At 63.3% G+C, this 13,993-nt stretch carries 13 protein-coding genes; 9 read left to right on the forward strand and 4 right to left on the reverse strand.

What is annotated here, in order from left to right; all coding sequences use genetic code 11:
• The first annotated feature begins 37 nt into the window (after positions 1–37).
• From ACP7EG_RS08855 to ACP7EG_RS08880, 6 genes are all read left to right on the forward strand, one after another.
• Positions 38–1,000 (forward strand): ABC transporter substrate-binding protein, encoded by a 963-nt coding sequence (locus ACP7EG_RS08855; protein WP_096233149.1) that lies wholly within the window; start codon positions 38–40, stop codon positions 998–1,000.
• A gap of 9 nt (positions 1,001–1,009) precedes the next feature.
• On the forward strand, positions 1,010–2,551 hold the full coding sequence (locus tag ACP7EG_RS08860) for a sugar ABC transporter ATP-binding protein (RefSeq protein WP_426087340.1): 1,542 nt from the start codon (positions 1,010–1,012) through the stop codon (positions 2,549–2,551).
• On the forward strand, positions 2,548–3,630 hold the full coding sequence (locus ACP7EG_RS08865; RefSeq protein ID WP_426087341.1) for an ABC transporter permease: 1,083 nt from the start codon (positions 2,548–2,550) through the stop codon (positions 3,628–3,630). The genes ACP7EG_RS08860 and ACP7EG_RS08865 overlap by 4 nt, the downstream gene beginning before the upstream one ends.
• Positions 3,627–4,601, forward strand: coding sequence for a galactofuranose ABC transporter, permease protein YjfF (yjfF, locus tag ACP7EG_RS08870; RefSeq protein ID WP_426087342.1), 975 nt, complete (start codon positions 3,627–3,629; stop codon positions 4,599–4,601). The genes ACP7EG_RS08865 and yjfF overlap by 4 nt, the downstream gene beginning before the upstream one ends.
• 5 nt (positions 4,602–4,606) lie before the next feature.
• Positions 4,607–5,581 (forward strand): glycoside hydrolase family 43 protein, encoded by a 975-nt coding sequence (locus ACP7EG_RS08875; protein ID WP_426087343.1) that lies wholly within the window; start codon positions 4,607–4,609, stop codon positions 5,579–5,581.
• Between the two features lie 93 nt (positions 5,582–5,674).
• Positions 5,675–6,616, forward strand: a complete 942-nt coding sequence (locus ACP7EG_RS08880) for a LysR family transcriptional regulator (protein WP_035823672.1) — start codon at positions 5,675–5,677, stop codon at positions 6,614–6,616.
• A gap of 121 nt (positions 6,617–6,737) precedes the next feature.
• Here the strand turns inward: ACP7EG_RS08880 and ACP7EG_RS08885 are convergent, their stop codons facing one another.
• The 4 genes from ACP7EG_RS08885 to ACP7EG_RS08900 all read right to left on the reverse strand — a co-directional run bounded on the left by ACP7EG_RS08885 (position 6,738) and on the right by ACP7EG_RS08900 (position 11,117).
• Entirely contained in the window at positions 6,738–8,003 is a 1,266-nt protein-coding gene (locus ACP7EG_RS08885) for a DUF6445 family protein (RefSeq protein WP_426087344.1), read from the reverse strand.
• Between the two features lie 46 nt (positions 8,004–8,049).
• Positions 8,050–8,781, reverse strand: a complete 732-nt coding sequence (locus tag ACP7EG_RS08890) for a hypothetical protein (RefSeq protein ID WP_426087345.1) — start codon at positions 8,779–8,781, stop codon at positions 8,050–8,052.
• A gap of 31 nt (positions 8,782–8,812) precedes the next feature.
• Positions 8,813–9,637, reverse strand: coding sequence for a hypothetical protein (locus ACP7EG_RS08895; protein ID WP_426087346.1), 825 nt, complete (start codon positions 9,635–9,637; stop codon positions 8,813–8,815).
• A gap of 85 nt (positions 9,638–9,722) precedes the next feature.
• Positions 9,723–11,117, reverse strand: coding sequence for a caspase family protein (locus ACP7EG_RS08900; protein ID WP_426087347.1), 1,395 nt, complete (start codon positions 11,115–11,117; stop codon positions 9,723–9,725).
• A 125-nt stretch (positions 11,118–11,242) separates the two neighbouring features.
• Here ACP7EG_RS08900 and ACP7EG_RS08905 point away from each other — a divergent pair, with 125 nt between their 5' ends.
• From ACP7EG_RS08905 to ACP7EG_RS08915, 3 genes are read left to right on the forward strand one after another with little or no spacing between them, the layout of a single operon-like run.
• Positions 11,243–12,070: a hypothetical protein gene (locus ACP7EG_RS08905; protein ID WP_426087348.1), complete on the forward strand. Its 828-nt coding sequence runs from the start codon at positions 11,243–11,245 to the stop codon at positions 12,068–12,070.
• Positions 12,067–13,089 carry a hypothetical protein gene (locus ACP7EG_RS08910; protein ID WP_426087349.1) on the forward strand — a complete coding sequence of 341 codons (1,023 nt, stop codon included), beginning with the start codon at positions 12,067–12,069 and terminating at the stop codon, positions 13,087–13,089. The genes ACP7EG_RS08905 and ACP7EG_RS08910 overlap by 4 nt, the downstream gene beginning before the upstream one ends.
• Positions 13,090–13,117: 28 nt before the next feature.
• On the forward strand, positions 13,118–13,993 hold the full coding sequence (locus ACP7EG_RS08915; protein WP_426087350.1) for a hypothetical protein: 876 nt from the start codon (positions 13,118–13,120) through the stop codon (positions 13,991–13,993).

Below are 13,993 nucleotides of genomic sequence, written 5' to 3' on the forward strand. Positions count from 1 at the left end.
GGCTATGATGGTATTCCAAAAAAAACTGGAGACAAGAATGAAATTGACACGCCGCACCCTCCTCGCCAGCGCCATGTTGTTGGCACTGTCCGCTACTTCTTCCGCCTTTGCCGCCAAGCCCCTCGTCATGGGCTTTTCGCAGGTAGGCGCCGAGAGCGAATGGCGCACCGCCAATACCGTCTCCATCAAGGAGGCCGCCAAGAAAGATGGCGTCACCCTGAAATTTGCCGATGCGCAGCAAAAGCAGGAAAACCAGGTCAAGGCGCTGCGCTCGTTCATCGCGCAAAAAGTTGACGTGATCGCCTTCTCGCCCGTGGTGGAATCGGGCTGGGATACCGTCTTGCGCGAAGCCAAGGCCGCCAAGATTCCCGTCATCTTGACGGACCGCGCCGTCAACGTGGCCGATAAATCACTGTACGTCACCTTCATCGGTTCCGACTTCGTGGAAGAGGGCCGCCGCGCTGGTCAATGGCTGCTCGAGCACGCCAAGAAAACCCCGGATGCCACCTTGAATATCGTCGAACTGCAGGGCACGGTCGGTTCCGCGCCGGCCATCGACCGCAAGGAAGGCTTCCAGGAAGTCATCGGCAAGAATCCGAAGATGAAGATCATCCGTTCGCAAACGGGCGACTTTACGCGCGCCAAGGGCAAGGAAGTGATGGAAGCGTTCCTCAAGGCCGAAGGCAAGAAGATCAACGTGCTGTACGCGCACAATGACGACATGGCCATCGGCGCCATCCAGGCCATCGAAGAAGCGGGCATGAAGCCGGGCAAGGACATCATCATCATCTCCATCGATGGCGTGAAAGGCGCGTTCGAGGCCATGATCGCCGGCAAGCTGAACGTCACCGTGGAATGCAGCCCGCTGCTGGGCCCGCAACTGATGTCCATCGCCCGCGATGTGGTGGCCGGCAAGCCCGTGCCGGCGCGCATCACGACGGTGGAAGGCGTGTTCCCTGCCGAGGTGGCCGCCAAGGAATTTCCGAACCGTAAGTACTAAGCTTGCCGCATGATGAAGACGCAAGCGCATCACATGGCCGCGCCAGCTCCCCTGCTGGAGTTGCGCGGCATCAGTAAAGCCTTCCCCGGCGTCAAAGCCCTCAGCGACGTTGCCCTGCGCCTGTATCCGGGCGAAGTGCACACGCTGATGGGGCAAAACGGCGCGGGGAAATCGACGCTGATCAAGGTGCTGACGGGCGTCTACACGCCCGACAGCGGCCAGATTTTGCTCGATGGCAAAGCCATCGCCCCCGCGTCCACCTCGGACGCGCAGGCGCTGGGCATCAGCACCGTGTACCAGGAAGTCAATCTGTGTCCGAACCTGTCGGTGGCGGAAAACATTTTTATCGGCCGCTACCCGCGCCGCTTTGGCATCATCGACTGGCGTGCCATGCAGCAACAGGCGCGTGCCTTGCTGCAGCAATTGCAGATCGATATCGATGTCACGGCGCAACTGTCCAGCTTTCCGCTGGCCATCCAGCAAATGGTGGCCATTTCGCGCGCGCTGAACATTTCGGCCCGCGTGCTGATCCTCGACGAACCCACGTCCAGCCTCGATGAGGCGGAAGTCAATCTGCTGTTTTCCGTGCTGCGCCGTTTGCGCGAGCAGGGTATGGCGATTCTGTTCGTCACCCACTTTCTCGACCAGACCTACGCCATCTCCGATCGCATCACCGTCATGCGCAATGGCGAGCGCGAGGGAGAATATGCGTGCAGCGAGCTGTCGCGCCTGGCGCTGGTGAACAAGATGATCGGCGTGGCGGCCGACACCGTGGCGCAAGAGCTTGATCTGGCGCAAGAAGCGGGCGCGGCCAGTTTCGGTCCCGCCGTGCTGGAAGCCACCGGACTGGGCCGCAAGGGCGCCTTGCTGCCCATGGATTTCCACATCCGCCAGGGGGAATTGCTGGGCCTGGCCGGTTTGCTCGGTTCGGGCCGCACGGAGCTGGCGCGCTTGCTGTTTGGCGCCGACAAGGCCGATTCCGGCAGCATCACCATGCAGGGCAAGCCGCGCCACTTCAGCGTGCCGCGCGACGCGATTGCCCGTGACATCGGCTTTTGCTCGGAAGACCGCAAGCACGAGGGGGCGATTTTGTCGCTGTCCGTGCGCGAAAACATCATCCTGGCCTTGCAAGCCCGCACGGGCTTGCTGCGCGCCATCCCGTTCAAACGCCAGCAGGCGCTGGCCGACGAGTACGTCAAGGCGCTCGGTATCAAGACGGCCAGCATCGAAACGCCGATTGGCAGCCTGTCGGGTGGCAACCAGCAGAAAGCCTTGCTGGCGCGCTGGCTGGTGACCTCGCCCGCCATGCTGATCCTGGACGAACCGACGCGCGGCATCGACGTGCGCGCCAAGCAGGAAATCATGAGTTATGTGAGCAAACTGTGCCGCAAGGGCATGGCTATTTTGTTCATCTCGTCCGAGCTGCCGGAAGTGCTGCGCTGCAGCGACCGTATTGTGGTCATGCGCGACCGCAAGGCCTGCGGCGACTATGCGCGCGGCGAGCTTGATGACAGTTCCGTGCTGCAAGTGATTGCCGGAGACGCCACATGAGTTTATCCACGCCATCGAGCGCGCCACTGGCGCGTACGGCTTCCACTACGGGTACGTCCGCCTTGCATACTGTTTTACACCATCCCCTGAGCCGGCCCCTGGCCGCGCTGTTTCTGCTGTTGCTGGTCGATTTCTTCGCCATCCCCGGCTTTTTCCATCTGGAAATTCGCGATGGCCATCTGTACGGCAGCGTGATCGACATCGTCAACCGCGCCGCGCCGCTGATGCTGGCCGCGCTGGGCATGACCCTGGTAATTGCCACGCGCGGCATCGACATTTCCGTGGGCGCCGTCGTGGCCCTGTCCGGCACCGTGGCCGCCATGTTGATCGGCGGCACCATGGTGATGGACAACGGCGTGCCGACCTACGTGAGCAACATCCCCATGGGCTGGGCCCTGGCCGCCGCCCTGGGCGCGGCGCTGCTGTGCGGCGCCTGGAATGGCGTGCTGGTGGCCGGTCTCGGCTTGCAGCCCATCGTCGCGACCTTGATATTGATGGTGGCGGGACGCGGCCTGGCGCAACTGTTGACGGATGGGCAGATCGTCACCGTCTACTACCAGCCGTACTTCTTCATCGGCAGCGGCTACCTGTTCGGCTTGCCGTTCTCGCTGTTCCTCGTGGCGGCGGTCTTCATCATCACGGCCGTGCTGATGCGCAAAACGGCGCTGGGCCTGTTCATCCAGGCCGTCGGCATCAACCCTGTCGCCGCGCGCCTGGCCGGCATCAAGACGGCGACATTGATCTTTTTCGTCTACGTGTTTTGCGCCGCCTGCGCTAGCCTGTCGGGGTTGATGATCAGCTCGAACATCAAGAGCGCGGACGCGAACAATGCGGGCCTGATGCTGGAACTGGACGCCATCCTGGCCGTGACCCTGGGCGGCACGTCCCTGGCCGGCGGCAAGTTCAGCCTCGTGGGCAGCATGATCGGCGCGCTCATCATCCAGACCCTGACCTACACGATCTATTCGCTGGGCGTGCCGCCGGAAGTGAACATGGTCGTCAAGTCGGTCGTCGTCTTCCTCGTCTGCCTGTCGCAATCGTCGGAGTTCAAGCAATTACTGCATCGGAGAAAAGCATGAAGGGCTTGCTGCACACCCCGTATTTCACTTCGCTCGTCACGGTCTTGCTGCTGGTGGTGATGCTGGGCCTGGGCGGCGCCGCCTACCCGGGCCTGCTGTCGACGCAGGTGATCTTTAACCTGTTGATCGATAACGCCTTTTTGCTGGTGATCGCCGTCGGCATGACTTTCGTGATTGTTTCCGGCGGCATCGATTTGTCGGTCGGGTCCGTGCTGGCCCTGTCGACCATGATCGCCGCCTGGCTGCTCAACGTGGCGCACTGGTCGCCGCTGCTGGTGATCGCCACCGTGCTGGCGCTGGGCAGCGTGTTTGGCGCCGGCATGGGCGCACTGATCCATTATTTCAAGTTGCAGCCCTTCATCGTCACCCTGGCTGGCATGTTTCTGGCGCGGGGGCTGTGCTACTTGATCAGCATCAATTCCATCACCATCACCGACCCGCTGTTCGTGGCCATGTCGCAGACCCAGCTGGGTTTCCTGGGCGGCTTCGTTTCGCCCGGCGTGGTGATCGCCGTGGCGACCTTGCTTTTGGCCATCTGGCTGGCGCACGCCACGCCGTTCGGCCGCGCCGTGTATGCGATCGGCGGCAATGAACAGTCGGCCCTGATGATGGGGCTGCCCGTGGGCCGCACCAAGGTCTTCATTTACGCCTTCAGCGGATTCTGTGCGTCACTGGGTGGTGTGCTGTTTGCGTTCTACATGCTGTCCGGCTATGGCTTGCATGCGCAAGGCACGGAACTGGACGCGATAGCCGCCGTCGTCATCGGCGGCACCCTGCTCAGCGGCGGCTACGGCTATGTGGCCGGTGCTTTGTCCGGCGTGCTGGTGCTCGGTACCATCCAAACCCTGATCGCCTTCGACGGCACGCTCAGCTCGTGGTGGACCAAGATCGTCATCGGCGGCTTGCTGTTCGTCTTTTGCGTCGTGCAAAGACTGATGGCCATGGGCCAGAAAAATACCAACGGGAGTTAACTTTTATGTTGAAGCAGAATAAACGTGCCGCAGCCATCGGCATGGCGGTGGCGCTCGCCTGTATTGCAGTCAACGCGCCGGCGGCCAATCCCATCGTGAAAAACATCTACACGGGCGATCCGGCCGCGCTGGTCGACAATGGCAGGGTCTACCTGTACGTCGGCCACGATGAAGCGGGCGCTACCGACACGGACTATCGGATGAACGAGTGGCGCGTGTATTCCTCGTGCGACATGGCCAACTGGACGGACCACGGCTCGCCCGTGCGCTTTTCCACGTTTGCCTGGGCCGGCAAGGATGCCTGGGCCGGCGACATCGTCAAGCGCGGCAGCAAATATTATTTTTACTCGACCGTCGACCATAAAACCATCGCCGGCAAGGCCATCGGCGTGGCCGTCTCCGACAGCCCGACGGGGCCGTTCGTCGACGCGCGCGGCAGCGCCCTGATCACGAACGACATGACGAAACAGACGGCGATCCCGTGGGACGACATCGACCCGGCTGTTTTCATCGATACGGATGGCCAGGCCTACATTTACTGGGGCAACACGGTCTTGAAATACGCCAAGCTGAAAGCCAACATGACGGAGCTCGATGGCCCGATATTGACCTTCGGCATGGATGCGTTCACGGAAGCGGCGTATATGCACCAGCATGCGGGCACGTATTACCTGTCGTACTCGCGCAACTTCCCCGAAGAAACGGCGTACTCGACAGGCCCCACGCCCACGGGCCCCTGGCATTTCCGCGGCGCCATCATGGACAAGAATGCCGTGGTGAAAACCATCCACCAGGCCATCATCGAATTTAACGGCAAGTCCTACATCTTCTATCACAACGACAAGTTGCCCGGCGGCGGAGAATACCGGCGCTCCGTGGCTGTGGAAGAGCTGAAATACAAGCCGGACGGCACGATCGAATTCATCCATCAAACGGCTGGCCCGGCAGCCAATCCCAGCGCCGCCTGCAAGGCATTGTGAACGCAGTTTGACGACGCTCAAAAAGGAGACACACCGATATCTGGAATATCGATATTGAGTTAAAACTGATATCGATCATGATATGATTTATTCATGGATACCCTCAACCCCAACTGGTTCTTGCGAGCCCGCCTGAAGACGCGGCAATTGCTGCTGTTGATCGCCCTTGACGAGCAGCGCAACATCCACCGCGCGGCGGAAGAGTTGCACATGACGCAGCCGGCCGCGTCCAAGCAAATCAAGGACCTGGAAGAGATGCTCGACGTGCGCCTGTTCGACAGGTTGCCGCGCGGCATGGAGCCGACCATCTACGGCGAAACGATGATACGCCATGCGCGCATGGCCCTGACGAGCCTGTCGCTGGCGCATGACGACATCGTCGCCCTGAAGTCGGGCTTGACGGGCCAGGTGGAGGTGGGCGTCATCATGACGCCGGCCATGGCCTTGCTGCCGCGCGCGATTGCCCGCATCAAGCAGCAGGCGCCGCTGATGCGCATCGGCGTGCACCTGGAGCACAGCAACACCCTGATGGACATGCTGCAGCACGGCACCCTCGATTTCATGATCGGGCGCATCCTGGAAAAGGAAAGCAGCGCCGGCCTCATCTACGAGGAGTTGACGGAAGAGCCGGCCAGCGCCGTGGCGCGCAATGGCCACCCGCTGCTGTCTCGCAAGAATCTGCAATTGAAAGACCTGGCGGGCCAGCCGTGGATCTTGCCGCCGCAAGGCAGCATCCTGCGCCACCGCTTCGACATGATGTTCCGCCGCGCCAGTCTGGAACCGCCCGTCGACGTGGTCGACACCACCGCCTTGCTGCTGATCACGTCCTTGCTGCAGCAAACGGATTCCCTGCACGTGATGCCGACGGAAGTGGCGCATTACTACGAATCGTTGAACGTGCTGAGCATCCTGCCCATCGAGCTTCCATGCAAGATGGATGCCTTCGGCATCATCCGCCAGCAGGATCATCTGCTGTCGCCGGGGGCGGATATGCTGTTGAAAGCGGTACGCGCCACGGCGGCGGATATGTATTGACACGACGCGGTGGTGGCTGTGTCGGATTACGCGTTCCGCTAATCCGACCTACACATGGCACGGTGACAGGTAGGTCGGATTAGCCCGCAGGGCGTAATCCGACAATACCCGCGCAGCATGCTCAATCGGGCACTTCAAAAAAGAACAGCTGCACCAATCGCCCATTCTCCGGCGTGTCGCCAAACACATTGCTGATCGAGTGAAAGTAGTGGCCCTTGTACACGATCAATCGGTTGTGGCGCATCGGCACTTCCAGCAGGGCTTGCCAACTGTCGCGCTGTTCCTGTAAGTCGTTGAATTTCTGCACTTTACTGTTCGGCAGCCAGCGTTTCTGAAAATCCTTGAAGCTGGCGTAGCCGCCCGCTTTTACGTCCGCCTCGGGCAAGCGCCGGTACCAGCCGCTGGGCTGGTGGCGCCAGAACGTGGTGCCGCCCTGGCACTGCTCGGGCGGATTCAGATACAGCACGCCCGCATAGAAATTGAAATTGTTGCCCGTCTCGTTATCCACGTGGATATCCGTGCGTGCCATGGCGTCCGCATAGCTGAGGCGATACGAGCCATTGTCGGGCGAAATGAAACGGATGGGGCGGCCCAGCGCCGTGGCGATGCGCTCCATGATGGCCTGGCTGGGCTGGCCCGCCGTCTGGCTGCCCGGATAGTTCTGTCCCGCATAGCGCTGCTGCTCGAATGGCAGAGTCAGCGCCTGGGCGCGCCAGGCGGTGGGGTCGGGCAGGAAATCGTCGAGGATGTGCAAATCCGTTTCGCGCAGGAAGTCCTGCAGCGATGGCGCGACGTCGAGCGGTGTCAGCGTTTCTGTCTGTTCCGCTTGCGGGCTGGCAAAGCCGATGCGGCACGTGTGCGCCAGCGCCGGGTGCAGCGCCAGGGCTTGCGCGTAACGCTCCAGCGCCAGTGCCTGCTGTCCCGTGCGGTAGTACAGCTCGGCCAGGCCCTGCAGGGTTTGCCAGCGCTGCGGGCGCAGGGCGTGGGCCCGTTCCAGTTCGGCGATGGTGTCCGCCAGCCGCTGTTTTCCCAGCAGCAATTCCGCGTGACTGATGGCGAAATCGTGCTCGTGCGGCGCCAGCCGCGCCGCCGTGGCGTAGCTGGCCAGCGCCGCTTCGTTGTCTGTACCGCGCAGCACGTTGCCGAGGTTGTAGTGGAACAGGGCGTTGTCGGGCTGTTGCTTGAGCGACAGTTTTAACAGGCCCAGGCCGATGGTGCCCTGGCCCAGTTCCAGCATGGCCAGGCCCTGGAAATGCTGCGCTTCGGCCAGGGCCGGGTCCTGTTTATACGCCGCCTGGTAAGCGTTGATCGCCTCGATCAGCTTGCCTTGCTGCTGCAGTTGCCGGCCCTTGGCCAGCTGTTGTTCCGCCAGTGTCTGTTCGCCCATGTCACTATCCCGATGCAATGTGGCGAACAGTGTAACCGAGGCTGTTCTACAGCGCCTGGCTGACGGGAATTTCTTCCCCGTTCAGCTTGATCGCCACCTTGACGATCTGCGCCTTGACCTGGTTGCTGGCCATGTCCGCTTCCTGGGCGTAGGCATACACGATGATGGCGAAGTCCTTGTAGCCGCTGCGCGCCGCCTCGATCTTGCGGGCCGCCTCCTGATCCACTTTCAGCAGCGAGTAGCCGTCGCCATTCGTGAACGCCAGCTTGTAGTCGCCGTTGTCGTACATGTAGTAATACGTGCCCGCGTCGGCGAACTTGGCGGGGAAGGCGGCCTTGTCCATGGCGTACGGCGACAGCGCGCCCTGGCCATTGATCTGGTAGCGCAGGTAGCGTTTGGTTTTCGCTTCGCTGACCTTGGCGTCGATCTGCGGTTTCAGCGCGTCGAGCACTTCCTGCTTGCGGAAGGCGTCGTTGCTGCCCGCATATTCGCGCGAGATGCGCTGCGCCACGGCCGCATAGTCGGGCGGCACGCCGGACAGGGCGATGTAGCTGTACATCAATTGGTTACCGCTGGTGATGTCGATATAGCTGGCGCTTGGCGTGGCCGGGTCCGCTTGTGGCAGGCTGGCGGCCGCCGCCTTCACTTGCGCCTTGGCAGCCATGTCGGCGACATTCGCGGCGACGGGGGCGGAGGCGGCCGGTGTGGCGGTGTCGGTCTTGCCGCAGGCGGACAGGATCACGGCGATGGCGAGCAGGGCGGGGAGGGTACGGTTCATGATATTTCCTTGAGTGAATGTGTGAGGTGACTTAGCCGATGGTTTTACGTTTGTATTCGCCGACGCCGTACGCGGCCAGGACGATGGAAGACGCCAGCACCAGGTAAAAGCCGATGCCGAACGACAAGCCTTGCCACACTTGCCCCAGCATTTCGCTGGCCATCTGCTCGGCCATGCGGGCCGCGCGGGTACCCATGATGCCGCCCATGGCGTTGCCCGCATCGCTGACGGCGCCCTTGATTTTGATGAACAGCAAACTGCTGTGGATGACGACAAACAGCAGCGGCGCGCACTTGCCCAGCGCCGCTTTCGGGTGGTTGCTGGCCATGGTGGCGCAGCAGGCGGCAATGGCCAGCAGGAAGAAAAATTGTGCGGAGGTAAAACCACCGCCGCCATCGCGGGCAAAGCTTTCCAGGCTGTCGGCGGACAGGCCCAGCAGCTGCCAATAGGTGCGCGAGACGGAGGCGAACAGGCGGATGCCGATGGTGTTGAAGATAAAGGCGCCGGCGATCAGCACGCCAAGAGTCGCCAGCACCTTGATGCCCAGCGCCGAGACGGCCTGGCCCCACAGTTGCTGGCCCTTGTCGCGCGCCAGCTTGGCCGCGCCGGCCATCTCTTCCTGTGCCAGTTGCTGCGTTGCCACGGCGCTGACCGTGGCGAGGCTGCCGGCGTCATCGAAGCGCACGTCGACGACGGCGTTGATGGCGGGCGCCACGTCCGAGCGCCAGTGCGTGGCCACGTCGAAGGCATGTTGAATGCCGGCCACGCTGACGGAACCTTGTCCGCTCGATTGGTAGGCGAGAATGCGGCCCCGTTGGCCGGTGGTAATAGTTGCTGCTGGGCTGGATGCTTGCATGGGATTTCCCTGGTCACTGTCATGCTGTATTGCATGTACCCACGGATAACGGGGGCAGTTCAGGGAAATCCAAAATTATTTGAAACTATTTTTTTGGCGGCTGTAAAACGTCCTTGGCGGCGCCCTGGTAATCCTTCATCAAGCCCATGAAGGCGTCCTGCAAATGGCGGGCCGCATCCTGCGGCGGCGCGCCCGTGCGCCGCGCCAGGTCGAATTTGTAGGCGTGCGCAGCCGTATAGCCCGCCTGGGAGGCAGCGTCCAGCAGCACGCCGGCGCGTTTTAATGAGGCGGGGTCGCCCTTGACCATCAGCAATTCGGCCAGATAGGTCTGGGCAATCGGGAAATCCTTGGCGGCCGCCTTTTCCAGCCACTGCATGCCCGCCTTCGGCTGTTTGATGCCAGCATCGCCGCCGCCGATGCCGTAGCCGAGGGCCGTCAGCGCCACCAGATCTCCGCCGCGTGCGCGCTTTTCCAGCTGCTGGCGGGGAAACGGTCGCGCCGCGATCTGCATGCGGATTTCATAGTTGATGTCTTGCAGTACGTTGCCTGGCCACACTTTCGCGCCGGAGGCGGTGACGGTGGCCGGTGGCGCTGGCGCCGGGACAGGGGCGCGCATACCGTTGTTGCCGGAAGCCAGCACGCCCGGCGCCGGCTGGCTGATGCCCTTGCCGCTGCCCATGTTCAGCACCAGGCGCGCCGACGTTTCGCCGAACGAGACGCGCGGCTTTTGCACGTCGTGCGTCATGGCGGCGACCCGCGCCGCCACTTGCGAGAAGACGTCGCCCATCGGCAAGCCCGGCGCATCGAGCGCGTCGAGCAGGGCGCTGGTATACGGGCTGTTGCGCGAATCGGGCGACCAGAAATCGCGCGCCAGGGCGCCCGGTCCCGCCGAATAGGCGATCACCACGCCGCGTGGCGCTTGCGTGTCGGCAAAACCGTGGCTGACCGCATTGCTGCCGCCGGGCACGGGCACCATTGCACCGCCGCGCGTATATTCCTGGCGGCAAGCGTCGAGGATCAGCACGGCGCCGCGCGCGCCCGTGCGCTGCAGATCGCCCGCCAGGCTGGAGACGGACACGCCCTGCGCGGCGATGGCGGCAGCGCTGAGCGCATTCATGTTGGCACCCAGCGGCAGCACGTAATTGGCTTCGCCCGCCTGCGCGCCGTGGCCCGCGTAAAACACCAGGGCGATATCGGCGCCGCGCGCCTGCGTGGAAAACTCGGCCGACGCCTTTTGCAACTGCGCCGCAGTGATGTCCGTGCGCAACAGTACTTCAAAGCCCAGGCGGCGCAAGCGCTCGGCCATGGCGCGCGCATCGTTCACGGGATTCAATAGCGGCTGCGGATACGCCGCGTTGCCGATTACCAAGGCGATGCGCTTGCCGGGAGCCGCTGGCACAGGCGCTGGCACGGCGGCGTGCGCGATGTTGCTGCCCAGCAAAAAGAACAGGCTCAAGAACAGGGGAATCAGGCGATGCATGGGCGTCTCGGGAATTGTCGTGAAAGTAACAAAAGTTAGCGATTTTTACTGTGATATGAGAAAATTGCTTAAATGCATTTTACCTTACTGACAAGTTTCTCTTGTCTGGCCAGCGCATTGCTTGTTTGCCTGTGCGCATCGCCGCCGGCCAGTGGCGCGTGCCGCCCCAACACACGATCGGACCGGCTGTGCAATCGGAACAATTTGAACGGATTCATGCTTTCTGGACCCGCCGCCATCAGCTGACACAAGGCGAACTGGGTGAGTTTTACCAGCGCGTCGTCGCCGCGCTGACCCCGTGCCGCCCGCGCGAGGCGGCGTCGCTCGGTGATTCCCTGGCGGATTTGCGCCACCAGTTTTTCATTGAAAAAGTCCTGCACAGCGACAGCGACGCGGCGCCCCACCACGTCGGTGCTTTGTTCCTGTACTTCAAGCGCTTCATCATCGACCAGCTGCGCAAGCAGCGTGATGACGAAGATGCCGATGCGCAAGAGGGCTGCGAGCTGCGCGCGCCCGACGCCTATGCCGAACCGCTGCGCGACTACCAGCTGACGCCGCAGAAAGTACGCGAGGCGGCCGACGTTTTTATCGCCACCTTGCCGCGTGACTTGATCTTGCTGCTGCGCCATTGCGGCTGCGGCGGCATGCCCGTCAAGGAACTGGCCGAGCAGATCGCCTCCGCGCATTATCACGGCGGCAAGCTGGGCCTGGTGCACCGGCAGAAGGGTGACGCGGACAGCGCCGGGCGCCAGATCGTCGAAGCGGCCCACCGTTCTACTCTGCTGGGCAGCTGGGTCTTGAGCCTGCTCAAGCTGCGCGTGGGCGATGCCCTGACCGCGCGCGATATGCAGGCGGCGCAAATAGTTTTGGATATCTTGTGCCTGGCCGCGTTATCCCTGCAGCTGGACCCGATAGCCACCTCCCCGAACCCTGATGAAAGGCCACCGGCATGACTGCATTGACGCCCTCGCTGGCCATCGTTGCCGCGCGCCTGCCATCGCCCCCATCGTCCGCCGACTTGCTGGACGCGGAGGTGAGCGGCGATACCCCCGACTGGCGCGGCATTGCCGTGCCGGAACACTTAATGCAACGCTTTGCGCGCCGCAGCGACGCCGCGCCGCTGGCCGCGCGGCCCATCGCGGGCGGACAGATCCACTTGCTGGCGCGCTGTCCCGGCTTTGGCGCCGTGCTGCTCGATGCCTGGGACAGCTCGCGGCAGCGCTGGCGCGGCTGGCTCGTCACGCCCGACACGGCGTATGCGGATGCCTGCGGCCTGGTGGTCGAGCAGCGCGACGCGCCCGCCGACCCCCGCGCGGGGCTGGTGCTGTGCGACATGCCCGTGACCCTGGCCGTGACGGACTTGGGCGCCTGCCTGGGCGTGTTCAGTCAGGAGCGCCTGCAGGCGGCGCGCTGGCTGGAAACGCATGGCCGCGCCAATGCCGCCACGGCGGCGCCCGGCGTGATCGCCCGCGTGGCCCTGCCCGGCGACGACTATGCGCTGACGGGCACGCCTTTGTCGAGCGAACTGGGCAAGGATGGCCGCGTGGCCTACCGGCAATTGCTGCGCCAGGGGCTGCAGCAGTTGCAGATCGCCCCGGCCGATGCTCTGGCACCGGTAGCTAAGCCAGTCAGGGCTGCGAATGCGAACCGCTGGCTGAAGCTCGTCACGGCCGTGGCCGCCAGTGTGATGCTGGTGCAATCGGCGTGGCTGTTCCTGCCGAAAGATCAGGCCGTGGTCGGCAATGCGGAATTCCGTAATGGCGGCAGCGGCGTCGAGACGGGCGTGCGCACGCGCGTGCTGTTCCGCGCCGAGGCAACAGAAGCGGAAATCCGCACCTGGCTGCAGCGCGAGCAGCTGGAAATCGTTGCCGGACCGGACACCCTGGGCGCCTTCACCCTGTTATCGCGCGACCGCCAGAAAATCTTGCCGCCACCGGGACCGGGCAATCCCCTGGCCGTGATCAATCCCTGAATTGTGAAATAAGAGAAAGTTATCCAGCATGACAACGTATAAGAATTTTGCATCCGCGCACTGGCGCACATTGATCGCTGGCGTGGCAGTTGGCGTCCTGTTGACGGGCTGCTCCATGACGCCGAACGGCCGTGGCGGCGTGATGGTGGGCCTCGATACTGCCGAGCTGTTCGGCACGCCGATTTCCACCTTCCGCCTGCGCGACGGCACGGAAGGCACCTTGCGCAAGGACCCGCAAGGCAAGTATTCGATCAAGCTGTCGCAGGCGTTTCGCGTCGTGCCGCTGGCCAACGCCATCACAGCCCGCGTGGCGAGGGTGGAAAATGTGGGCGAGCGCACCGTGGTGATCGTGGAAACGCAGGAGCGCGGCTGCGCCTACCGTTATGAAGTGCTGGCCTTCCAGGGCACGGACGTGCTGCAGTGGACGGTCGGCAATTGCAAGGACCGCCCCCGCGTGGAGCTGGCGGCGGACGCGAAATCGCTGAATATCGACTTTCCCAACTACAACCGCCTGTCGCGCATGATCTACACGGACAACCGCCTGCTCAACGCCAGCGTGGCCGTGCCGCCCGGCGTCGATACGCGCGCCCAGCCGTTTGCCGACGACGCCTTGCGCGCCACGGGTCCCGTCATCGCCACCATGCCTGGCAGCGACAGCGGGCGCGTGATCCCCGCCGCGCCGGCCGCCGCACCGGCGCCAGCCGCGAAGCCCGCCACGCGCACCACCAGCCGGAACCGCCGCCAGGTGGCGCAGGAAGCGCCTGCGCCCGCCCGCACCGTGCCAAGCGCCCCGGCAGCGGCGGCGCCAGCCGCACGTGCCGCCGACAGCGCCTCGCGCGTGCCGGCCGCCATGAGTTTCCAGACGGAAGAAATCAAGCCCGTCGTCATCGACTTGAGGAAGTAA

The organism is Janthinobacterium sp. PSPC1-1 (assembly GCF_049897625.1).
Taxonomy (GTDB): Bacteria; Pseudomonadota; Gammaproteobacteria; order Burkholderiales; family Burkholderiaceae_D; genus Janthinobacterium; species Janthinobacterium tructae.

Excerpts from the sequence above, each read along its gene's own strand:
- ACP7EG_RS08880 (WP_035823672.1), top strand. The coding sequence starts at position 5,675 with ATGGATACCCTCAACCCCAACTGGTTCTTGCGAGCCCGCCTGAAGACG.
- ACP7EG_RS08910 (WP_426087349.1), top strand. The coding sequence starts at position 12,067 with ATGACTGCATTGACGCCCTCGCTGGCCATCGTTGCCGCGCGCCTGCCA.
- ACP7EG_RS08875 (WP_426087343.1), top strand. The coding sequence starts at position 4,607 with ATGTTGAAGCAGAATAAACGTGCCGCAGCCATCGGCATGGCGGTGGCG.
- ACP7EG_RS08900 (WP_426087347.1), bottom strand. The coding sequence starts at position 11,117 with ATGCATCGCCTGATTCCCCTGTTCTTGAGCCTGTTCTTTTTGCTGGGC.
- ACP7EG_RS08885 (WP_426087344.1), bottom strand. The coding sequence starts at position 8,003 with ATGGGCGAACAGACACTGGCGGAACAACAGCTGGCCAAGGGCCGGCAA.
- ACP7EG_RS08865 (WP_426087341.1), top strand. The coding sequence starts at position 2,548 with ATGAGTTTATCCACGCCATCGAGCGCGCCACTGGCGCGTACGGCTTCC.
- ACP7EG_RS08890 (WP_426087345.1), bottom strand. The coding sequence starts at position 8,781 with ATGAACCGTACCCTCCCCGCCCTGCTCGCCATCGCCGTGATCCTGTCC.
- yjfF (WP_426087342.1), top strand. The coding sequence starts at position 3,627 with ATGAAGGGCTTGCTGCACACCCCGTATTTCACTTCGCTCGTCACGGTC.
- ACP7EG_RS08855 (WP_096233149.1), top strand. The coding sequence starts at position 38 with ATGAAATTGACACGCCGCACCCTCCTCGCCAGCGCCATGTTGTTGGCA.
- ACP7EG_RS08895 (WP_426087346.1), bottom strand. The coding sequence starts at position 9,637 with ATGCAAGCATCCAGCCCAGCAGCAACTATTACCACCGGCCAACGGGGC.
- ACP7EG_RS08915 (WP_426087350.1), top strand. The coding sequence starts at position 13,118 with ATGACAACGTATAAGAATTTTGCATCCGCGCACTGGCGCACATTGATC.
- ACP7EG_RS08860 (WP_426087340.1), top strand. The coding sequence starts at position 1,010 with ATGATGAAGACGCAAGCGCATCACATGGCCGCGCCAGCTCCCCTGCTG.